Annotated in this window: 22 protein-coding genes; 12 read left to right on the top strand and 10 right to left on the bottom strand. The window is 73.5% G+C overall.

Features of this window, described 5'->3' with window-relative positions:
• Positions 1-6 precede the first annotated feature (6 nt).
• The 4 genes from ABZ836_RS19090 (at position 7) to amaP (ending at position 1,821) form a co-directional block, all read left to right on the top strand.
• On the top strand, positions 7-189 hold the full coding sequence (locus ABZ836_RS19090) for a hypothetical protein (protein WP_356138306.1): 183 nt from the start codon (positions 7-9) through the stop codon (positions 187-189).
• Between the two features lie 65 nt (positions 190-254).
• Complete coding sequence (locus ABZ836_RS19085; RefSeq protein WP_361143832.1) at positions 255-575, top strand: hypothetical protein; 321 nt, start codon at positions 255-257, stop codon at positions 573-575.
• A complete protein-coding gene (locus tag ABZ836_RS19080; RefSeq protein ID WP_361143636.1) occupies positions 572-1,237 on the top strand; it encodes a DUF6286 domain-containing protein in 666 nt (221 codons plus the stop codon). Before ABZ836_RS19085 ends, ABZ836_RS19080 begins: the two co-directional genes overlap by 4 nt.
• Positions 1,234-1,821, top strand: coding sequence for an alkaline shock response membrane anchor protein AmaP (gene amaP / locus ABZ836_RS19075; protein ID WP_361143633.1), 588 nt, complete (start codon positions 1,234-1,236; stop codon positions 1,819-1,821). Before ABZ836_RS19080 ends, amaP begins: the two co-directional genes overlap by 4 nt.
• Positions 1,822-2,392: 571 nt before the next feature.
• Here amaP and ABZ836_RS19070 read toward each other — a convergent pair.
• Positions 2,393-3,148, bottom strand: a complete 756-nt coding sequence (locus tag ABZ836_RS19070) for an SDR family oxidoreductase (RefSeq protein ID WP_356138312.1) — start codon at positions 3,146-3,148, stop codon at positions 2,393-2,395.
• A 28-nt stretch (positions 3,149-3,176) separates the two neighbouring features.
• Positions 3,177-3,986 carry an SURF1 family protein gene (locus ABZ836_RS19065; protein WP_356138313.1) on the bottom strand — a complete coding sequence of 270 codons (810 nt, stop codon included), beginning with the start codon at positions 3,984-3,986 and terminating at the stop codon, positions 3,177-3,179.
• 182 nt (positions 3,987-4,168) lie between these two features.
• Here ABZ836_RS19065 and ABZ836_RS19060 point away from each other — a divergent pair, with 182 nt between their 5' ends.
• Complete coding sequence (locus tag ABZ836_RS19060; protein WP_356138315.1) at positions 4,169-4,417, top strand: hypothetical protein; 249 nt, start codon at positions 4,169-4,171, stop codon at positions 4,415-4,417.
• Between the two features lie 80 nt (positions 4,418-4,497).
• Here the strand turns inward: ABZ836_RS19060 and ABZ836_RS19055 are convergent, their stop codons facing one another.
• Entirely contained in the window at positions 4,498-5,502 is a 1,005-nt protein-coding gene (locus tag ABZ836_RS19055; RefSeq protein WP_356138317.1) for a DEDDh family exonuclease, read from the bottom strand.
• Positions 5,503-5,666: 164 nt separating this feature from the next.
• On the opposite strand from ABZ836_RS19055, the gene ABZ836_RS19050 reads away from it, so the two are divergent.
• From ABZ836_RS19050 to ABZ836_RS19040, 3 genes are all read left to right on the top strand, one after another.
• Positions 5,667-6,359 carry a VIT family protein gene (locus tag ABZ836_RS19050; protein WP_356138319.1) on the top strand — a complete coding sequence of 231 codons (693 nt, stop codon included), beginning with the start codon at positions 5,667-5,669 and terminating at the stop codon, positions 6,357-6,359.
• Positions 6,360-6,462: 103 nt separating this feature from the next.
• On the top strand, positions 6,463-7,386 hold the full coding sequence (locus tag ABZ836_RS19045; RefSeq protein WP_361143628.1) for a sterol desaturase family protein: 924 nt from the start codon (positions 6,463-6,465) through the stop codon (positions 7,384-7,386).
• Between the two features lie 5 nt (positions 7,387-7,391).
• Positions 7,392-8,096 carry a lysoplasmalogenase gene (locus ABZ836_RS19040; RefSeq protein ID WP_361143829.1) on the top strand — a complete coding sequence of 235 codons (705 nt, stop codon included), beginning with the start codon at positions 7,392-7,394 and terminating at the stop codon, positions 8,094-8,096.
• Here ABZ836_RS19040 and ABZ836_RS19035 read toward each other — a convergent pair.
• Entirely contained in the window at positions 8,062-8,997 is a 936-nt protein-coding gene (locus ABZ836_RS19035) for a CopD family protein (protein WP_356138390.1), read from the bottom strand. The two genes, ABZ836_RS19040 and ABZ836_RS19035, sit on opposite strands and share 35 nt — an antisense overlap.
• A 380-nt stretch (positions 8,998-9,377) precedes the next feature.
• A complete protein-coding gene (locus ABZ836_RS19030) occupies positions 9,378-10,925 on the bottom strand; it encodes a S8 family serine peptidase (protein ID WP_356138323.1) in 1,548 nt (515 codons plus the stop codon).
• Positions 10,926-11,211: 286 nt separating this feature from the next.
• Between ABZ836_RS19030 and ABZ836_RS19025 the strand changes: the two genes are divergently transcribed.
• The 3 genes from ABZ836_RS19025 to moaA all read left to right on the top strand — a co-directional run bounded on the left by ABZ836_RS19025 (position 11,212) and on the right by moaA (position 14,325).
• Positions 11,212-11,595, top strand: coding sequence for a DUF485 domain-containing protein (locus tag ABZ836_RS19025; protein ID WP_356138325.1), 384 nt, complete (start codon positions 11,212-11,214; stop codon positions 11,593-11,595).
• Positions 11,592-13,214: a cation acetate symporter gene (locus ABZ836_RS19020; protein ID WP_361143625.1), complete on the top strand. Its 1,623-nt coding sequence runs from the start codon at positions 11,592-11,594 to the stop codon at positions 13,212-13,214. The genes ABZ836_RS19025 and ABZ836_RS19020 overlap by 4 nt, the downstream gene beginning before the upstream one ends.
• 118 nt (positions 13,215-13,332) lie before the next feature.
• Entirely contained in the window at positions 13,333-14,325 is a 993-nt protein-coding gene (gene moaA / locus ABZ836_RS19015) for a GTP 3',8-cyclase MoaA (protein WP_356138329.1), read from the top strand.
• Positions 14,326-14,342: 17 nt separating this feature from the next.
• Here moaA and ABZ836_RS19010 read toward each other — a convergent pair whose 3' ends face one another.
• Together ABZ836_RS19010 and ABZ836_RS19005 are read right to left on the bottom strand one after the other, a co-directional pair.
• On the bottom strand, positions 14,343-14,579 hold the full coding sequence (locus tag ABZ836_RS19010) for a hypothetical protein (protein WP_361143622.1): 237 nt from the start codon (positions 14,577-14,579) through the stop codon (positions 14,343-14,345).
• Positions 14,580-14,773: 194 nt separating this feature from the next.
• A complete protein-coding gene (locus tag ABZ836_RS19005) occupies positions 14,774-15,205 on the bottom strand; it encodes a DUF3099 domain-containing protein (protein ID WP_361143619.1) in 432 nt (143 codons plus the stop codon).
• A gap of 200 nt (positions 15,206-15,405) precedes the next feature.
• Here ABZ836_RS19005 and ABZ836_RS19000 point away from each other — a divergent pair, with 200 nt between their 5' ends.
• Entirely contained in the window at positions 15,406-15,702 is a 297-nt protein-coding gene (locus tag ABZ836_RS19000; protein ID WP_356138335.1) for a GlsB/YeaQ/YmgE family stress response membrane protein, read from the top strand.
• A gap of 91 nt (positions 15,703-15,793) precedes the next feature.
• Here the strand turns inward: ABZ836_RS19000 and tyrS are convergent, their stop codons facing one another.
• The 3 genes from tyrS to ABZ836_RS18985 form a co-directional block, all read right to left on the bottom strand.
• On the bottom strand, positions 15,794-17,062 hold the full coding sequence (gene tyrS, locus ABZ836_RS18995) for a tyrosine--tRNA ligase (RefSeq protein ID WP_361143616.1): 1,269 nt from the start codon (positions 17,060-17,062) through the stop codon (positions 15,794-15,796).
• 149 nt (positions 17,063-17,211) lie between these two features.
• The gene (locus ABZ836_RS18990) at positions 17,212-18,606 is read right to left on the bottom strand and encodes a TldD/PmbA family protein (protein WP_361143614.1); all 1,395 of its coding nucleotides are present in this window, start codon (positions 18,604-18,606) and stop codon (positions 17,212-17,214) included.
• Positions 18,603-20,126 carry a TldD/PmbA family protein gene (locus ABZ836_RS18985; protein WP_361143611.1) on the bottom strand — a complete coding sequence of 508 codons (1,524 nt, stop codon included), beginning with the start codon at positions 20,124-20,126 and terminating at the stop codon, positions 18,603-18,605. Before ABZ836_RS18985 ends, ABZ836_RS18990 begins: the two co-directional genes overlap by 4 nt.
• Positions 20,127-20,153: the final 27 nt, after the last annotated feature.

Below are 20,153 nucleotides of genomic sequence, written 5' to 3'. Positions count from 1 at the left end.
CGCACGATGAGCATGGCCGTGATCGGCATGATCGCGGGAATGGCCCTGGGCTTCGCCGGATACTTCGGCGGCTTCGGCGCCTTCCTGCTGGTGGCGGCGCTGGGCGCCGTCGGCTTCCTGGTCGGCAGGTTCCTGGAGGGAGACCTGGACGCCGGCGACCTGTTCCGACCTCGCGGCGGGCGGGGGTGACGGTGCCCGACACGACCACGGCCCTCCGCCGCCCGGACACCGGTCCGGGCGGCGGCCCGGCCTCCGTGCCCGCCGCCGAACGCGGCGAGACCCGGCTCGCCGACCGCGTGGTGGCCCGGATCGCCGCGCAGGGCGCCCGGGAGGCGCTGAAGGTCCTGCCGGCCGACGCCGTCCCGCCCTACGCGAACGTCGCCGTCCACCAGGACGCCGGCACCGCCCGGGTCACCGTCAACTGCGAACTGGCCTACCCCTCCGACCTCGGCACCCAGTGCCGTGCCGTGCGCCGCCGGGTCACCGAACGGGTGGCGGAACTGGCCGGACTGAAGGTGCTGCAGGTCGTGGTGCACGTGGAACGGCTGCACTCCGGCCGGGGAGAACTGCGATGAGCGACACGACCACCGAAGAACGCCCCGATGGCCCCGAACGCCCCGAAGGCACCGAAGGCACGGCCGAGCAGCCGCAGGCGCCGGACACCGGGGCCACCATGGTCGCGCCGGGCGCCACCGGGCGGTTCTGGTCCACCCGGCGGCGGCCCTCGGCCGTGGCCGCGCTGCTGCTGCTGGCCGCCACCGTGCTGCTCCTGGCCGACCTGGCCGCCGTCCGCGCCGGACGCCCCGCGCTGGGCGGCGTGCGCCGCAGGCTCGCCAGGGAACTGTCCCAGCGCCCGCTGGACGACGTGTGGGTGCTCGTCGGGGCGGGCGTCGCGGCGGCCCTCGGCCTGTGGCTGCTGGTGCTCGCCCTCACCCCCGGTGTGCGCGGCATCCTGCCGATGCGGCGCACCAACCCCGACATCCGCGCCGGGCTCGACCGCACGGCCGCCGCCATGGTCCTCCGGGACCGGGCGCTGGAGGTGCCCGGGGTGCGCACGGCACGGGTGAAGATGCGCCGGCGGAAGGCCGACGTACGCGTCGTGGCGCACTTCAGGGAGCTCGACGAGGTCGGGGGCGACGTCCGGAGCCGGCTGGAGGAGGCGGTGCGCGGGCTGGGCCTGTCCCGGCCGCCGTCGCTCGCGGTGAAGGTGCGGCGTCCCGAGCGGAAGAAGGGGTGAACGAGGTGCTGAGGATCGTCAACCGGGTGCTGCTGGGACTGATCGGCCTGGTGCTGCTGGTGGTGGGCGGCTCGGTCCTGGCGGTCGGCCTGGGCGCGCCGTCCCCCGGCTGGTGGATCCACCAGGGGCGGGACGACGTGCTGCTGACCGTGGCGGAGCGCACCCGGTGGCACGACCAGGGCTGGTGGTGGCCCGTGGTGTTCGCCGTGCTCGCCGTGCTGCTGGTGCTGGCCCTGTGGTGGCTGACGCGCTCGGTGCAGCGGCACCGGCTCGCCGTGGTCAACGTCGACACGGGCGACGACGAGGGCGCCGCGCTGCGGGCGCGGGCGCTGGAGGACTCGGTCGCCGCCGAGGCCGGCGGGCTGGACGGCGTCGACCGGGTGCGGGTGCGGCTCACCGGGCGGCGCCGGACGCCGCGGATGCGGATGGGGGTGCGGCTGGAGCCGGACGCGGACCCGGGGCGCACCCTGGACCGCCTCACCTCCGAGACGCTGGCCCACGCCCGGGCCTCGGTGGGGATGACCTCCCTCCCGTCGGAGATCCGCATGCGCGCCGTCAAGAGCCGCCCCGAGCGCGTGAGCTGAGCCCTGCCCCCACGGCCCGGACCGGCGGCGGGAAGCCACCCGCGCGGCCCCCGCCGCCGCCCACCGCCGGAAGCGGCGGCCACCCACCGCGAGGAAGCCGAGGCCGCGGCCCCTTCACGCCAGGGGCCGTGGCCTCGGCTGCCTACCGCCACAAGCCGCGGTTCCCGCGATCCGCCGCGAGGAGCCGTGGCCTCGGCTGCCCACCGCGCGGAGTCGCGGCCACCGCCGCCCACCGCGAGGAAGCCGCGGTCCGCGGCCCCGGCTACCCGCCGCCACAAGCCGCGGTTCCCGCGGCGCGCCGCCAGGAGCCGTGGCTGCCCGCCGCGAGGGGGCGCGGCCTTGGCTGCCCATGGCGAGGAGCCGCGGCCACCGCCGCCCACCGCGGCCGCCGCGAGCCGCGGTTCCCGCGGGCCGCCGCCAGGAGTCGCGGCCTCGGCTGCCTACCGCCAGGGGCCGCGGCCTCGGCTGCCCGCCGCGAGGGGGTCGTGGCCCCCCCGTTGCCCATCGCGAGGAGTCGCGGCCCCCGGCGTCCACCGCGAGGAAGCCGCGGTCCGCGGCCGGGCCGCGGCCGTCAGAAGCCGCGGCGGGTGCCGCCGTCGACCGGGACCATCACGCCCGTCACGTAGGAGGCGGCCGGCGAGAGCAGGAACGCCGCCACCCGGCCGAACTCCTCCGGCCGGCCGTACCGGCCCAGCGGGATGCGCGACTCGTTGGCCGCCCGCGTCGCCGCCGGGTCGGCGGAGAGCGCGTCCAGCTCCCGCACCCGGTCGGTGTCGATCCTCGACGGCAGCACGCCCACCACCCGGACGCCCTGCGACCCCAGCTCGTCCGCGAGCGACTTGGCGAAGCCCGCGAGGCCGGGCCGCAGCCCGTTGGAGATGGTCAGCCCGGAGACCGGCTCGTGCACCGAGCTGGAGAGCACGAAGCCGACGACACCGCCCCGGCCCAGCTCCGCGGCGGCCGTCCGGGCCATCCGCACCGCCCCGAGGAACACCGTCTCGAACGCGCCGAGCCACTGCTCGTCGGTGTTGTCGGCGGCGAGGCCGGCCGGCGGCCCGCCCACGCTGATCAGCACGCCGTCGAAGCGCCCGAAGTGCTCACGGGCCGCGGCGATCAGCCGTTCGGGCGTACCGGGATCGCCGTTGTCGGCGGCGACGCCCACCGCGTTCGGCCCGAGCTCCTCGGCGGCCGCGGTCACCGAGGCGTCGTCACGGCCGGAGACGACCACCTTCGCCCCGTCGGCGACCAGTTCGCGCGCGGTGGCGTTGCCCAGGCCGCGGGAGCCGCCGGTGACGACGTAGACACGGTCCTTCAGTCCAAGATCCATGCCCACCATCCTGCACCCGGCACGGCCGTCAGGCGGTCGCCGGGGTCGCCTTCTCCTCCGCCGCGCCCTCGCCGGCGCCGGGCTCCCCGGCCGCCTCCCGGCGTTCCCGCAGCTCGCGGCGGACCAGCACCACCCAGCCGATCGGCACGCCCGCCGTGAACAGCCACCACTGGATCGCGTACGCCATGTGGTTGCCGATGCTCTCGTGGTCCGGGCCCTGGATCAGCTCGGGGCTGCCGTCCGACGGGGCGGGGGAGACCAGCTCGACGTACCCGCCGAGCACCTCGGCGCCCAGCCGCTCGGACTCGGACCCGCTGCTGATCAGCATCACCTGCCGGTCGGGGAGGTCGTCGAGGTCCTTGATCCCGCTCTCCTCGGTGGTCTGGTCGGCCATCAGCCGGCCGGTCACCGTCACCTCGCCGCCCGGCGGGGCGGGGATCTCGGGGAACTCGCTCTGCCTGCCGTCGGCCGGCACCCAGCCGCGGTTGACCAGCAGGTACCGCCCGTCCTCCAGCCGCAGCGGGGTCAGCACGTGGTAGCCCACCCGGTCGTCGGCGTTGGTGCGACGGCGCACCACCACCTCGCGGTCGGTCTCGAAGACGCCGCGCGCGGTCACGTGCCGGTAGTACAGGTCGCGGTCGATCCGCGCCCCCGGCCGGGTCAGCGATTCGACGGGGACCGGCCCGGCCTCCAGCGCCTGCTCGATGCGCCGGTTGGAGTCCACCCGGTCGAAATGGCGGTGCCACTGCCAGAAGCCCAGCTCGATCGTGGTGGGGACGAGCGCCAGGGCGACCAGGGTGACGATCACCCACTGCCGGGTCAACAGGAAGCGGTACACACGACGACGGTAACAACCGCCGCGTCCCGTTCGTCCGTCGGCCCCGGTCGCCCGTGGAGAACGGCCGGCGGGCCCGGCCGGCGGGCCCGGGCGGCGGCCCTCGTGCGGTGAACGGGTGGACCGGTGCCCGGCCGGACGCTGTCGCCTTGCGCGGGCCCGCCCCGCCGCGCACAGTGCGGTGCATGGCACGGTGCGAAGTGTGTGGGAATGACTACGAGCTGGCGTTCACGGTCGAGACCCGGGACGGAGCGCGGCACGTCTTCGATTCGTTCGCCTGCGCGATCCACCGGATGGCGCCCATCTGCGAGCACTGCCGGGTGCAGATCATCGGGCAGGGCGTCGAGGTGGAGGGCCACTGGTACTGCGGGGCCCACTGCGCGCGTGCGGAGGGCAGGCAGGGCATCGTCGACAAGGTCGGCTCGGCCACGTAGGCGGCCGGGGTCACCTGCCGGCGCGCCGTCGGACGACCGGCCGGGTGGTCGGGTGGCCGGCCGGGTGGCCGGCCGGGTGGTCAGCCCTCCGCCGGCGCGACGTCGCCCAGCAGCTGGCCGAAGGCGGCCTCGTCCACCACGGGCGTGCCGAACTGGCGCGCCTTGACGGTCTTGGACGTGCCCGAGTCGGGGTCGTTGGTCACCAGCAGGCTGGTCAGCCGCGAGATGCTGCCCGCCACGTGGAGCCCGGCCTCGGTGGCCCGGTCCTCCAGGAGTTCGCGCTCCACCGACGTGTCGCCCGAGAAGGCGACCCGCATGCCCTGCCGCAGCGGCTCGCCCGGCACGTAGCGGCCGGGGTTCGGGTACGGGCACGGCGGGCGCTTGCGGGAACGGTTCCACGCCGTCGGCCGGTATCCGCCGCCGGACCCGTAGCCGCCCGGCCCGCCGGGCTGCCGCCCGATCCGCGCCCCCGGCCCGTCGGACCACTCGGTGAGCGGCAGGCACTCCAGCAGCGGCAGGCGCAGCCCCGTGGCCGCCGCCGCCCGCAGGCTGGGCCGGAACGCCTCCGCCAGCACCCGGGCGTCGTCCAGGGCGTGGTGGGCCCGCCGCTGGACCACGCCGAAGTGCGCGGCGAGCGACTCCAGCTTGTGGTTGGCGAGCGGCAGCGCCAGAGCCTTCGCCAGGGCGATGGTGCACAGCCGCTGCCGCACCGGCGCCTCCCGGCCCGCCCGGGCGTACTCACGGGCGATCATCTGCCAGTCGAAGACGGCGTTGTGGGCGACCAGCACCCGGTCCGCCAGCCGCGTCGCGAACTCCTCCGCGATCTCCGTGAACAGCGGGGCGCCCTCCAGCGCGTCGCTGGTGAGCCCGTGGATCCACACCGGCCCGGGGTCGCGCTCCGGGTTGACCAGCGTGTACCAGTGGTCCTCCACCTCGCCGCGGGCGTCCAGCCGGTAGACGGCCGCGGAGATGATGCGGTCGTCCCGGGCCAGTCCGGTGGTCTCCACGTCGACGACCGCGTACCCCTGGGGATACACGGCCGGCCAGGGAGCGGTGGACGCCTCGGGCGTTCGGTCTTCGAGCATGGTCAACGAGGATAAGCGGCCGGGCCGACACCTCCGCCCTCCGGGGAGCGTCGGTACCCCACCGGACGCATGTCCGGTGCGATCCTCCCGATGTGACGGAACGACAGCAACGAGGCGAAAGCCGTCAAGGCCGCGAAGGGCGTGAAGCCCTCGAACGGGAGGAAATGGGGCGGGGTAGCACGCCCCTGGCCGCCCGGCTCAACTGGCTGCGGGCCGCCGTGCTCGGGGCCAACGACGGCATCGTCTCCACCGCGGGCCTGGTGGTCGGCGTGGCGGGGGCGACCGGGAGCCGGTCGGCCCTGCTGACCGCAGGCCTCGCCGGACTCCTGGCCGGATCGATGTCCATGGCCGCGGGGGAGTACGTCTCGGTCTCCACCCAGCGCGACTCCGAGCGGGCCGCCCTCGCCACGGTGCGGCGCAGGCTGCGCGAGCGGCCGCAGGCCAGGCTGGAGAAGCTCACCGGCCTGCTGGAGGAGCGCGGACTGCGGCGCGAGACCGCCGGGGACGCGGCCCGGCAGCTCACCGACCGCGACCCGGTGCGCGCGCACGCCGCCGTCGAACTCGGCATCGACCCCGACGACCTGACCAACCCCTGGCACGCCGCGGGCGCCAGCTTCGCCGCCTTCACCGTGGGCGCGCTGCTCCCCCTGCTCGCCATCGTGCTGCCGCCGGCCGGCTGGCGGCTGCCCGTCACCGTGGTCTCGGTGCTGCTCGCCCTGGTGTTCACCGGCTGGAGCAGCGCCCGCCTCGGCGCCGCCGACCCGCGCCGGGCCATGGTGCGCAACGTCGGCGGCGGGGCGCTCGCGATGGCGGTCACCTACGCCGCCGGCAACCTGCTCGGCGCGGCCGGGGTCTGACCGGACGTTGGCGGTGCTCCACAGGGAACGGGGTCTACCGGCGGTAATACTTGTCGGTAACGACCTCTGGCCGCCGTCCGGGAAGCGCCCTTACCGTGCAGGTATGCCGAACCTGCCCGATGTCGTGCTCTGGTCAATCCCCGCCTTCGTGCTGCTCACGGTGATCGAGATCGTGAGCTACCGCGTCCATCCGGACGAGGACGCGGCGGGGTACGAGGCCAAGGACGCCGCCACCAGCATCACCATGGGCCTGGGCAGTCTCTTCTGGGACTTCCTCTGGAAGATCCCGATCGTGGCGATCTACACGGTCGTCCACGAACTCACTCCGCTGCGGATACCCGTGCTGTGGTGGACCGTCCTGCTGATGCTGCTCGCGCAGGACTTCTTCTACTACTGGCAGCACCGCGGCCACCACGTGATCCGCGTCCTGTGGGCCTGCCACGTCGTGCACCACTCCAGCCGGAGGTTCAACCTCTCCACGGCGCTGCGGCAGCCGTGGACCTCGCTCACCGGCTGGCCGTTCTACCTCCCGCTGATCGCCCTCGGCGTGCACCCGGCGGCGCTGGCCTTCCTCCACTCGATCAATCTGGTCTACCAGTTCGGCATCCACACCGAGCGGATCGGCAAGCTGCCCCGGCCGGTCGAGTACATCTTCAACACCCCCTCCCACCACCGGGTCCACCACGCCTCCCAGGGCGGCTACCTGGACCGCAACTTCGGTGGCATCCTGATCGTCTGGGACCGGATGTTCGGCAGCTTCACGGAGGAGACCGAACGACCGGTGTACGGGCTGACCAAGAACATCGAGACGTACAACCCGCTCAGGGTGGCCACCCACGAGTACGCCGCCATCGCCAGGGACCTGCGGGCGGCGCGGAGTTGGGGCGAACGGGCGGGACGGCTGTTCCGCGGGCCGGGCTGGCAGCCGGCCCCGGACGTCCCCGCCACACCCGCCGCCCCCGTCGCGACCGCCCCGGTCGCGGCCGCCCCCGTGGCGACCACCGCCGCCCTGAAGGAGTCCGCGTGAGCACCATGACGACGACGGCGCCCCGGGCGCCGTGGCTGGGCAAGGCCCTGCCGGCCGCCTTCGTGCTGGCCTCCGCCGTCAACCTGGTCACGGTGTCCACCGGCCACGGCACCGTGGAAACCGTCTCCAAGGCGCTGCTGATGCCGCTGCTCGCGGCCACCGCCGCCCTTGCCGGAGCGCCCCGCGTGCTGCTGGTGGCGTTGGCCTTCGGCTGGGGCGGCGACGTGATGCTCTCCTGGGGCGGGGACGCGTTCCTGGTCGGCATGGGCTCCTTCGCCCTGGGCCACATCGCCTACCTGGTCCTCCTCCGCCGCCACGGCGCCGACCGGAGCAGGGCGGCGAGCGTCGGCTCGGCCGTCGTGTACGCGGCCGGACTGGCGGCGCTGATGGTGCTGCTGCTCCCGGACCTGCCGGCCGACCTGCGGGTCCCGGTGGCCGGCTACAGCTGCCTGCTCACCGCCATGGCCTGGGCCGCGGGGCGGGCGGGCCGGCTCGCCGCCGCGGGCGGAGCCCTGTTCCTGCTCTCGGACACGCTGATCGCGGCGGAACTGGCGGGCTGGGGCCCGCTGCCGGTCCACGGCCTGTGGGTGATGTCGACCTACATCGCGGCCCAGGCGCTGCTCGCCGCGGGCGTGTGCGGACGGATGCGGTCGCGGGAGCCGCGGGCGGCGGCGCTCACTGCCACCGGATCGGCACCGGCAGCGCCGTGAGCAGGCCGGAGGCGGCCACCACCAGGGCGAGCAGGGCCACCTCCGCGCGGGCCGGGACCCATGCCGTCAGCGGATCGGCGGCCCCGCGCAGCCGCAGCCGGGCCCACAGGGCGAGCGCGGCCACCGCGGCCACCAGCAGCACCTTGGCCAGCAGCGTGCGCCCGTAGGCGGTGGTCACCAGCTGCTCCAGCACGGTCCCCGGCGGCATGCGGCGCAGCGCGCTGCACACCCCGGTGGCGGTGACCGCAGCGAGCAGCAGGGCGGCCGCGCGGGCGTACCGGCCGAGCAGCGCCGCGGCCTCGGCGGGCGCCTCGGCCCGCCAGAGCCGCAGGACGCGCAGGGCGTGCAGCAGCCCGCCGGCCCACAGCGCGCCGCAGGTCAGGTGGACGGCGGTGAGCGCGGCGCCGGTCAGGGGGTCGTGGTAGTCCCAGGCGGGGTGGGCGCGCAGCGCCTCCGCCACGACCACCGCGCCCAGCGGCCACAGCTGGGCGGCCGGGCGCCGGGAGAGGGCGAGCAGCCCGGCGACCAGGAAGCCGTTGACCTCCACCAGCGCCAGCAGTCCCTCCCGGTGCGACTGCAGGCCGCCCAGGTCCAGGTCGTCCCAGCCGCCGGGCACCCGGTTCCCGGCGGCGACGACCAGCGCCAGCCCCAGCGCGGCGAGGAACCCGGCTCCGGCGGCCCACGCGGACCGGCCGGGCGGCAGAGCGCCCCGCGGTCGCAGCCGCCGAGCCGCCCGGACGACGAACAGCTCGCCCAGCGGCACGCACAGGGCCGCGAACAGCACGGCCCGCAGCAGGCCGATGCCGGGCGTGCCCGGCGCGGCGGCCTCCCCGCTGCCGTGCAGCGCCGCGGACGGGCCCAGCAGCGGGACCAGGGCGCCGGCCGTCACCAGGACGAGCAGGGCGACGGCCCGCCCGGCGGGAGCTCTGCGGGGCGCCGGTCCGTCAGGCGCCGCGGCGGGTCCGGAGGTTGGCGTCGTCACGGTCACGGGACGATCTTCACCGGAGGGGATGAATCCGGGCAAGCAGGTCACGGCAAGTGGCGGACGCGGCTCCGTTCCGCGGCCCGTGACCGCACCCGCGGCGCGCGGCCGGTGGGGGACACGCCGGTGGGGGACACGACGACGTCCGCCGGGCCGAGGGCCGGGCGGACGTCGTCGTTCTGTGGGATCGCGTGCCGCGGTGCCGCGGTGCCGTGCGGATCTGCTCAGCAGGGCCTCCGAGCCGGACCCCTGGGCCCGACCCTGGGCCGGGACCCTGCGCCGGAGCCGCCGCGCCGGTCCTACTTGGTGACCGCCTTGAGGGCGTCGACGATGCCGGCGCCGTAGAAGCCGTTCCCGCGCGGGCCGCCGACGCAGACCGCGTCCTGGACGCCGTCGTCGTTGTAGTCGTAGGTGCTGGGGCAGGGGAACTTGGTCGCCTGGGCCTTCAGCATCGCCGCCAGCGCACCGGGAGTCGCCTTCGGGTGATGGGACTTGATGAGGGCGGCGACGGCGGCCGCGTGCGGGGCGGCCATCGAGGTGCCCTGGGACCAGCCGTAGCCGCCGCCCGGGAGGGTGGACAGGATGCGGCCGTTCCCCGACGGGGTGTCCGGCGGGAGCTGGCGCGCGTCGCCACCCGGCGCGGCGACGTCGATGACGCCCTTGCCGTAGTTCGAGAAGTAGGACTTCTTGTCGAAGTAGCCCGTCGAGGAGACGGTGACCACGCCGTCGAGCTGGGCCGGCATGTCGAGGCAGACGTGCGGGTCGATGGTCCGCGTGATCGGGGTGCCGTCGTTCGGGCTGCCGTCGTCGACGATGGCGTCCGAGTCGAGGTCGAGGTACGAGTTGCCGGCCGAGGCGACGTGCAGGGTGCCCTTGGACTCGGCGTACCGCTTGGCCCGGGTGACGGCGTCCAGGAGGGCCCTCTGGTCGTCGTCGTCGGGGCAGTTGAACTCCCACGGGTCGGTGTAATAGCTGTTGTTCGTGATCTCGACGCCCTTGTCGGCGGCGAACACGAAGGCGCAGACGATCGCCTCGGTGAAGAACAGCTGGTTCTCGTCCGGCTGGGCCACCGTGATGCCCGAGACCTTCACGCCGGGCGCGACGCCGGCCACGCCGATGCCGTTGCGGGCGGCGGCTATCTCGCCGGCGACGTGGGTGCCGTGGTCGTGGTCGAGGTCGACCGGGCGCCAGGCGCCCTCGGAGGCGTCGGCCACGCCGGTGGAGCAGTCGGCGGACTGGGAGGGGGAGAAGCTGGGAGCCAGGTCCGGGTGCAGGTCGTCGACGCCGGTGTCGATCACGGCGACGGTGACGTCCGGGCTGCCCGGGTCGATCCTGGCGGCCTTGTCGGCGCCGATGGCCCGCAGGTCCCACTGCTCGGCCTCGAGCGGTTCGCCCAAGCCGGCCTCGGCGGAGGCCTCGGTGATCCTGGCGATCTCCTCGGCGTCGAGGCGTTCCATGGCGTCGACCTGCGTGGTGGCGACCGGTGTGAACGGCACGGTGCGGGTCGCGCCCGCGCTCTCCACACCGCGGACGGCGCGCATCGTGGCGCCGAAGGACGGGTCGGCCGAGTGGGCGACGATCACGCCGATCCTGTCGTACGACGTGAGGATCGAGCCACCGGCCCTGGCTATCTCCTTCTTGACCGAGGCGAGGGTGCGGCGATCCGTCCTGGTGTTGACGACGTAGGACATCGTCTCGCCGGCCGAGGCCGCGACCTCGGCGCCGGGGGCGACCTCGACGGCGGGTGCCGCCGCGGCGGTGGCCGGAAGGAAGCCGAGCGACGCCGTCAGCGACAGCACGACCGGCACCGCGAGGGCCAGTCGGCGTCGTGAGCCCAGATGAGCCATGGGGTCTCCACATCATCCCGAATCGAAGCCCGCCCGGGCAGAGATGGGTCGCGGGCAGGTACATGACGGATGGTTCAGGAAGAGAAGCTATCCCTCGAAGTCGCTGGCCAGCAACGCTTTGCCGCGACGATTCCCGAACATGGCGATGACGGTGAACCGGTCGCCGCTCCGCTCCGTGAAGGCGGACAAGGGGTGAAGAGCCGCGACCCCCTGTCGGATCACGTTCCGGGGCCCTAGCATCTCGACCTTGTTCAGTGATCCACGTCACAAGCAGGCTGATTTTCCTATGACCCCATCCAGCACACGAGGAGACTCCGTGGCAGACGCACCGCCGCTCGAATCGCCGCAACCACGGCAGCCGTCCACCGAGGAGTACGTCGAGGTCCAGGAAGGCGCCGAGTTCGCCGAACTACGCCGCTCCTACCGCTCGTTCGCGTTCCCGCTGACCATCGCGTTCGTCCTCTGGTACCTGCTCTACGTCCTGCTGTCCAACTACGCGGGCGGCTTCATGGGCACCAAGGTCGTCGGCAACGTCAACGTCGCCCTGGTCCTGGGCGTTCTCCAGTTCGTCAGCACCTTCCTGATCGCCTGGTGGTACGCGCGCACCGCCGCCGCCAAGCTGGACCCGAAGGCCGACGCCATCAAGTCCCGGATGGAGGGCGGCGCGTGAGCACCGACTACGTGATCCTCGCGGCCAACGAGGCCAGCGAGCACCGCACACTGATCATCAGCCTGTTCACCGCGTTCGTCGTGGCCACCCTGGCCATCACCGTCTGGGCGGGCCGCCAGACCAAGGACGCCGCCGACTTCTACGCCGGCGGCCGCCAGTTCTCCGGCTTCCAGAACGGCCTCGCCATCTCCGGCGACTACATGTCCGCCGCGTCCTTCCTCGGCATCGCCGGCGCCATCGCCCTCTCCGGTTACGACGGCTTCCTCTACTCCATCGGCTTCCTGGTCGCCTGGCTCATCGCCCTGCTCCTGGTCGCCGAACCACTGCGCAACTCCGGCCGCTACACCATGGGCGACGTGCTCGCCTACCGGATGCGCCAGCGCCCGGTCCGCACCGCGGCCGGCATCTCCACCATCGTGGTGTCGATCTTCTACCTGCTCGCGCAGATGGCGGGCGCCGGCGTCCTGGTCGCCCTGCTCCTCGGCATCACCAGCGAGTTCGGCAAGATCGGCATCGTCGCCCTGGTCGGCGTCCTGATGATCATGTACGTCTCCATCGGCGGCATGAAGGGCACCACCTGGGTCCAGATGGTCAAGGCCGTGCTGCTGATGTTCGGCGCGCTGCTGCTGACCTTCCTGGTCCTGCTGAAGTTCAACTTCAACATCTCCGACCTGCTCGGCACCGCCGCCTCCAACAGCGGCAAGGGCAGCGCCTTCCTGGAGCCCGGCCTCAAGTACGGCGTCAGCGAGATGTCGAAGATCGACTTCATCTCGCTCGGCATCGCGCTGGTCCTCGGCACCGCCGGCCTGCCGCACATCCTGATCCGCTTCTACACGGTGCCCACCGCCAAGGCCGCCCGCAAGTCCGTGCTCTGGGCCATCGGCCTCATCGGCGCCTTCTACCTGATGACCCTGGCCCTCGGCTTCGGCGCCGCCGCGCTGATGAAGCCCGAGTACATCACCGAGTCCAACGCGGCGGGCAACACGGCCGCGCCCCTGCTCGCCCTGCACCTCGGCGGCGTCGACTCCACCTGGGGCGCGATCCTGCTGGCCTCGATCTCCGCCGTCGCCTTCGCCACCATCCTCGCCGTGGTCGCCGGCCTCACCCTGGCCTCCTCCTCCTCGTTCGCCCACGACATCTACGCGAACGTGATCAAGAGGGGCCAGGCCACCGAGAAGCAGGAGATGAGGGCGGCCCGCTGGTCCACCGTCTTCATCGGCATCGTCTCCATCGCCCTCGGCGCCCTCGCCCGCGACCTCAACGTCGCCGGCCTCGTCGCCCTCGCCTTCGCGGTCGCCGCCTCCGCCAACCTGCCGACGATCCTCTACAGCCTGTTCTGGAAGCGCTTCACCACCCAGGGCGCGCTGTGGTCCATCTACGGCGGCCTGATCACCGCCGTCGGCCTGGTGCTGTTCTCGCCGGTCGTCTCCGGCGCGCCGACGGCCATGTTCCCGGACGTCGACTTCCACTGGTTCCCGCTGTCCAACCCCGGCATCATCTCGATACCGGTCGGCTTCCTTCTCGGCTGGCTGGGCACCATCCTTTCCAAGGAGCGGCCCGACACGGGCAAGTACGCCGAGCTGGAGGTCCGTTCGCTCACCGGCACCGGAGCGCACTGACCCCCGCCGTCGCACGGCACGCGCGGCCGCGCCGCCCCCGAGGAGACGGGGGGCGGCGCGGCCGCCGCCGTCACGTAGGCTCGGGGCTCGGGAACTCGACTGCGAGGGAGGGGGCCAGGTGACGCTCATCGACACCTTCGGCCGGGTGGCCACCGATCTGCGGGTCTCGCTGACCGACCGGTGCAACCTGCGCTGTACCTACTGCATGCCCGAGGAAGGCCTGCAGTGGCTGGCCAAGCCGGACCTGCTCACCGACGACGAGATCGTCCGGCTCGTCCGCATCGCCGTCACCAGCCTCGGCGTCGACGAGGTTCGCTTCACCGGCGGCGAACCGCTGCTGCGCCCCGGCCTGACCGGCATCGTGCAACGGGTCGCCGAGCTGGACCCGCGCCCCGAGATGTCCCTGACCACCAACGGCATCGGTCTCGGCCGGATCGCGCCGGCGCTCAAGGAGGCCGGACTCGACCGGGTCAACGTCTCCCTGGACACGCTGCGCCCCGAGGTCTTCAAGGCCCTCACCCGCCGCGACCGGCACCACGACGTCCTCGCCGGACTCGCCGCCGCCCGCGAGGCCGGCCTCACGCCCGTCAAGGTCAACGCCGTCCTGATGCCCGGCCTCAACCAGGACGAGGCCCCCGACCTGCTCGCCTGGGCCGTGGAGAACGACTACGAGCTGCGGTTCATCGAGCAGATGCCGCTGGACGCCCAGCATGGCTGGAAGCGCGAGGGCATGATCACCGCCGGTGACATCCTCACCTCCCTGCGCACCCGCTTCGACCTCACCCCCGAGGGCGACACCGCCCGCGGCTCCGCCCCCGCCGAACGCTGGCTGGTCGACGGCGGCCCGCACCGGGTCGGCGTCATCGCCTCGGTCACCCGGCCGTTCTGCCGCGCCTGCGACCGCACCCGGCTCACCGCCGACGGACAGGTCCGCACCTGCCTCTTCGCCACCGAGGAGACCGACCTGCGCGGCGCGCTGCGCTCCGGGGCGCCCGACGAGGAGATCGCCCGCGTGTGGCGCACCGCCATGTGGGGCAAGAAGGCCGGCTCCGGCCTCGACGACCCCGCCTTCCTCCAGCCCGCGCGGCCGATGTCGGCGATCGGCGGCTGACGCCCGCCCGCTCCCGCCTACTCCGCCGGGGTCCGCCGCGGCGGCTCGGCGTCGTGCCACTCGGTGAGCGGCACGACGTCCTTCAGGAACCCGCGCACGCCCAGGAACTGCGAGAGGTGCTCGCGATGCTCGTCGCAGGCCACCCAGGTCTTGCGGCGCTCCGGGGTGTGCACCTTGGGGTTGTTCCAGGCCAGGACCCACACGGCGGCCTCGCGGCACCCCTTGGCGGAACAGACGGCGGTCTCGTCACTCACGGTCGACTCACAGGGAAGAAGCGGAAGGGCAGGCGGGCGGGAAACGCACAAAAGATGACGCCGGGCAGCCACGGGGGGAGCTGCCCGGCGTCGGTCCATCACTCCGACGGGGGATACGGAGTGCTGGGGAAGTATGTCACGCGAGCCCCGTCCGGCGGGATGGGTTCGGCAGTTCCGGCAGGTGGCGGACCCGCTCAGACCGGCGGCCGGTCACGCTCGCCGGACGCCTGTCCGGCCCGGGCCGCCCACTCCTCGCCGGGCTTCCGGTACGGCTCCCGGTACGACTCCCGGCCGGGTTCCGCAACCGGGTCCGCCGGGGGCGGCGCGATCATCGTCCGCACCGGCGGGGCCATGAAGGTCGACGGCAGCGAGGGGGTGTTCTCCCGGCCCGCGTTGGCGATCACCACCGCCACATAGGGGAGCAGGGCGCCCAGCACCAGTGCCACCACGGCCACCGGACGCTGCACGTTCCACAGCGAGGCCGCCAGGATCACCGAAAGGGTCCGGACCAGCATGGAGATCACGTACCGCCGCTGCCGCTTGCGCACGTCCTCCGCGAGGCCCTGGCGGGCGCCGGTGATCCGGAAGACCTGGCCCGTCGAGCCGTTCCGCCGCCGCTTCCGCATCACACTCCACCATCCACCAGCATCGGTCCGAACCGGCACCCCCCACGGTACGCCCCGGTCCGCCGGGTGTGGACGGCGGGGCGGCGCCAGGAGCGGACGGGCCGGCGCCTCCCGCGTACGGACTTGTCCGACATGCGCCGTACGGAGGACGGGCGGAGACTGGGCGTAATGCTCACGTCGATCCGTACGAGGAGGCAGCCATGGGCTGGTTGTGGGCGATCATCATCGGTTTCGTGCTCGGCCTGCTGGCCAAGGCGATCCTGCCGGGCAAGCAGAACATTCCGTTGTGGCTGACGACGCTGCTCGGCATCGGCGGCGCGATCGCGGGCAACGCCATCGCCCGCGGCATCGGCATCGCCGCGACGCCAGGCATCGACTGGGGCCGGCACGCGCTGCAGCTGGTCGCGGCGATCGTCCTGGTGGCCGTCGGAGCCGCCGCGTGGAACGCCATCATGTCCAAGAGGCGGACCACCTCCACACGCGGCACCGTCGCCTAGATTTCCGAGCTGACCGACGTCGTCCGGCGGGCCGGAAGGGGCGAGTGCCCTTCCCGGCCCGCCGACCGCGATCCTCACGTCCCGCCGCGCGTCACGCCCCGGTGACCTCGACGGCCGCCAGGTTCTTCTTGCCGCGGCGCAGCACCAGCCACCTGCCGTGCAGCAGGTCCTCACGGGCCGGCACGGCGTCCTCGGCGGCGACCTTGACGTTGTTCACGTAGGCGCCGCCCTCCTTGACCGTGCGCCGGGCGGCGGACTTGCTGGCCACCAGGCCGACCTCGGCGAACAGGTCCACCACCGCCCCCAGCTCGGCGACCCGCACGTGCGGGACCTCGGAGAGCGCCGCGGCCAGCGTCCGCTCGTCCAGCTCCGCCAGCTCGCCCTGGCCGAACAGCGCCCGGGAGGCGTTGATCACGGCTGCGGTCTGGCCGGCGCCGTGCACCAGCGTCGTCAGCTCCTCGGCCAGCGCGCGCTGGGCGGCCCGCGCCTGCGGACGCTCCTCGGTCTGCCGCTCCAGCTCCTCCAGCTCCTCGCGGGAGCGGAAGGAGAGGATGCGCATGTACCGGCTGATGTCACGGTCGTCCGTGTTCAGCCAGAACTGGTAGAACGCGTACGGCGTGGTCATCTCCGGGTCCAGCCAGACGGCGCCGCTCTCGCTCTTGCCGAACTTGGTGCCGTCCGCCTTGACCATCAGCGGCGTCGCCAGGCAGTGGACGTGCGCCTCCGGCTCCAGGCGGTGGATCAGGTCCATGCCGGCCGTGAGGTTGCCCCACTGGTCGCTGCCGCCCTGCTGCAGGGTGCAGCCGTGGCGGCGGTACAGCTCCAGGAAGTCCATGCCCTGCAGGAGCTGGTAGCTGAACTCGGTGTAGCTGATCCCCTCCTGCGACTCCAGGCGGCGGGCCACGGAGTCCTTGGTCAGCATCTTGTTGACGCGGAAGTGCTTGCCGATGTCGCGCAGGAACTCGATCGCCGACAGGCCGGCCGTCCAGTCCAGGTTGTTGACCATGGTCGCCGCGTTCTCGCCCTCGAAGGACAGGAACGGCTCGATCTGCGCCCGCAGCCGGTCCACCCAGGCCGCGACCGTCTCCGGCGCGTTCAGCGTGCGCTCGGCGGTCGGCCGGGGGTCGCCGATCTGACCCGTCGCCCCGCCCACCAGGGCCAGCGGGCGGTGCCCCGCCTGCTGGAGCCGGCGCATGGTGAGCACCTGCACCAGGTGGCCGACGTGCAGCGAGGCAGCGGTCGGGTCGAAGCCGCAATAGAACGTGACGGGACCGTTCGCCAGCGCCTTGCGCAGGGCGTCTTCGTCGGTGGACTGGGCGAACAGCCCGCGCCACTTCAGGTCGTCGACGATGTCCGTCACGGTTCTCGTGTCTCCTAGAGCGATCTGCCTCGACCGCCGTCCCGGCGGTCCCTACGAGGTTATACGCCCCGCCGCCCTCGCCGGGACCGGGTTTTCCGGGGCGCGGAACGCCCCGGACGGCCCCGGCCCACGCCCGGTCCGCACCCGGCCTAGACCCCCTGGCTGACGGAACTCATGTTGAAGTCCGGCACCCGCAGCGCCGGCATCGCGGCCCGCGTGAACCAGTCGCTCCACTCCCGCGGCAGCGTCCGCTCCGTCCGCCCCGCCTCGACCGCCCTGCCCAGCACGTCCACCGGCGACTCGTTGAACCGGAAGTTGTTCACCGCCCCGGTGACCTCCCCGTTCTCCACCAGGTACACCCCGTCCCGGGTGAGCCCGGTGAGCAGCAGCGTCGCCGGGTCGACCTCCCGGATGTACCAGAGGCAGGTCAGCAGCAGTCCCCGCTCCGTGGAGGCCACCATCTCCTCCAGTGACCGGTCGTCGCCGCCCTCGAGGACCAGGTTCCCGATCGACGGCGTCACCGGCATCCCGGTGAGCGCCGCGCTGTGCCGCGTGGAGGTGAGGTGGCGCAGCTCGCCGCCCGAGATCCACTCCGTCGCCGACACCGGCAGACCGTTGTCGAACACCGACGCGTCGTCGCCCGAGGAGTGCGCCAGCACGAAGGGGGCGCACTCCAGGCCCGGCTCCAGCGGGTCGCTGCGCAGGGTGAGCGGCAGCGCGGTCAGCTTCTCCCCGACCCGCGTCCCGCCGCCCGGCTTGCTGAACACCGTCCGCCCCTCGGCGGCGTCCCGGGCCGAGGAGGACCAGAGCTGGTAGACCAGCAGGTCCGCCACGGCGGACGGCGGCAGCAGCGTCTCGTACCGCCCGGCGGGCAGCTCGACCTGCCGCTCGGCCCACACCAGCCGCCGGGCCAGCTCCGCGTCCAGCGCGGCCGGATCGACGTCGGTGAAGTCGCGCGTGGAGCGGCCCGCCCAGGCGGAGCGGAGCCGGTCGGGGGACTTGGCGTTGACCTCCAGGGTCCCGTTGGGCTGGTCGTGCCGCAGCCGCAGCCCGGTCGAGGTGCCGAGGTAGCTGGTGACCATCTCGTGGTGGGCGAAGCCGTACAGCTCCCGCCCGCCGGCCCGGGCGCGGGCGAAGGCCTCGCCGAGGGCCGGGGCGAAGGCGTCGAACACCGCGGAGGAGGTCTCGGCGGGCGCCTCGGTGAAACCGGGGGAGTGCGGCACCCCGGTGACCAGCTCGGTCGCGTCCTCGGCCGGGGCCGCGCCGCGGGCCGCCGCCTCCGCGGCCCGCACCAGCGGCTCCAGATCCTCCGCGGTGACCGCCCCGCGGCTCACCACGCCCGCCGCGGTGCCCTCCTTGCCGTCCACCGTGGCGATCACCGTGAGGTGCCGGCCCCGGGTGACGCCGTTGGTGGTGAGGGCGTTCCCCGCCCACCGCAGGTTGGCGCTGGACGTCTCCGCCGCGATCACGACACAGCCGTCGGCCTGGGACAGTGCCAGGGCACGCTCGACGATCTCGTGCGGCTTGTCGGTACGCGGGCTCATCGGCCGGCCTCCTGCGTGGTGTTCAAGATGTTGACGCCCCGGAACAGGGCCGACGGGCAGCCGTGGGAGACGGCCGCGATCTGGCCCGGCTGGGCCTTGCCGCAGTTGAAGGCGCCGCCCAGGACATAGGTCTGCGGGCCGCCCACGGCCTCCATCGACCCCCAGAACTGCGGGGTGATCCCCTGGTAGGCGAAGTCCCGCACCTGGCCGTCCACCCGGCCGTTCCTGATGCGGTAGGCCCGTTGCGCCGTGAACTGGAAGTTGTAGCGCTGCATGTCGATGGACCACGACCGGTCGCCCACCACGTAGATCCCGTTGTCCACGCCGCCGATCAGGTCCTCGGTGGACATCCCCGCCGGGTCCGGGAGCAGCGACACGTTGGCCATCCGCTGCACCGGCACATGTCCGGGGGAGTCGGCGAAGGCGCAGCCGTTGGACCGCTCGAAGCCGGTCAGCCTCGCCGTCCGCCGGTCCAGCTGGTAGCCGGTGAGCACGCCGTCCCTCACCAGGTCCCAGGACTGGCCGGCCACGCCCTCGTCGTCGTAGCCGATGGTCGCGAGCCCGTGCTCGGCGGTGCGGTCGCCGGTGACGTTCATCTTCTCGGAGCCGTACCTCAACGTGCCGAGCTGGTCGAAGGTGGCGAAGGAGGTGCCCGCGTACGCGGCCTCGTAGCCCAGCGCGCGGTCCAGCTCGGTGGCGTGGCCGATCGACTCGTGGATGGTCAGCCAGAGGTTCGACGGGTCGACGACCAGGTCGTACACCCCGGCCTTCACGCTGGGCGCGCGCATCTTCTCGCGCAGCAGCTCCGGGATCTCGGCGAGCTCCGCCTCCCAGTCCCAGCCGGTGCCGGTCAGGTACTCCCAGCCCCGGCCCACGGGCGGGGCCAGGGTGCGCATGGAGTCGAACTCGCCGGTGGACTCGTCCACCGAGACGGCGTTGAACTGCGGATGGAGCCGGACCCGCTGCTGGGTGGTGACCGTGCCGGCGGTGTCCGCGTAGAACTTGTTCTCGTGGACGGTCAGCAGCGAGGCGTCCACGTGGTCCACGCCGTCGGCGGCGAGCAGCCGGGCGCTCCACTCGGCCAGCAGCCCCGACTTCTCCTCGTCCGGCACCTCGAACGGGTCGGTCTCGTAGGCGGACACCCAGGTCTTCTCCGCGTGCACCGGCTCGTCGGCCAGCTCCACCCTCTCGTCCGACCCGGCCGCCGCGATGACCTTGGCGGTCAGCTTCGCCATCGCCACCGCCTGGGAGGCGACCTTGGCGGCGGCGTCCATGGTGAGGTCCACCCCGGAGGCGAAGCCCCAGGCCCCGCCGTGCACCACGCGCACCGCGTAGCCGAGGTCGGTGGTGTCCGACGACCCGGCCGGCCGCGCGTCCCGCAGCCGCCGGTCCGCGCTGCGCACCCGCTCGAACCGGAAGTCCGCGTGTTCCGCGCCCAGCGCCCTGGCCCGCGCCAGCGCGGCGTCGGCCAGCGGCCTCAGGGGCAGTGCCAGGAACGACGGGTCGATGTCATGGGGCACGGGCGGGAGTCCCTTCAGGCGGTCACT

Origin of the sequence: Streptomyces sp. NPDC047130, assembly GCF_040643475.1 — a bacterium.
Taxonomy (GTDB): Bacteria; Actinomycetota; Actinomycetes; order Streptomycetales; family Streptomycetaceae; genus Streptomyces.
Note: the sequence above shows the minus strand (reverse complement) of the source record. Positions and strands in the feature narration are given on the sequence as shown.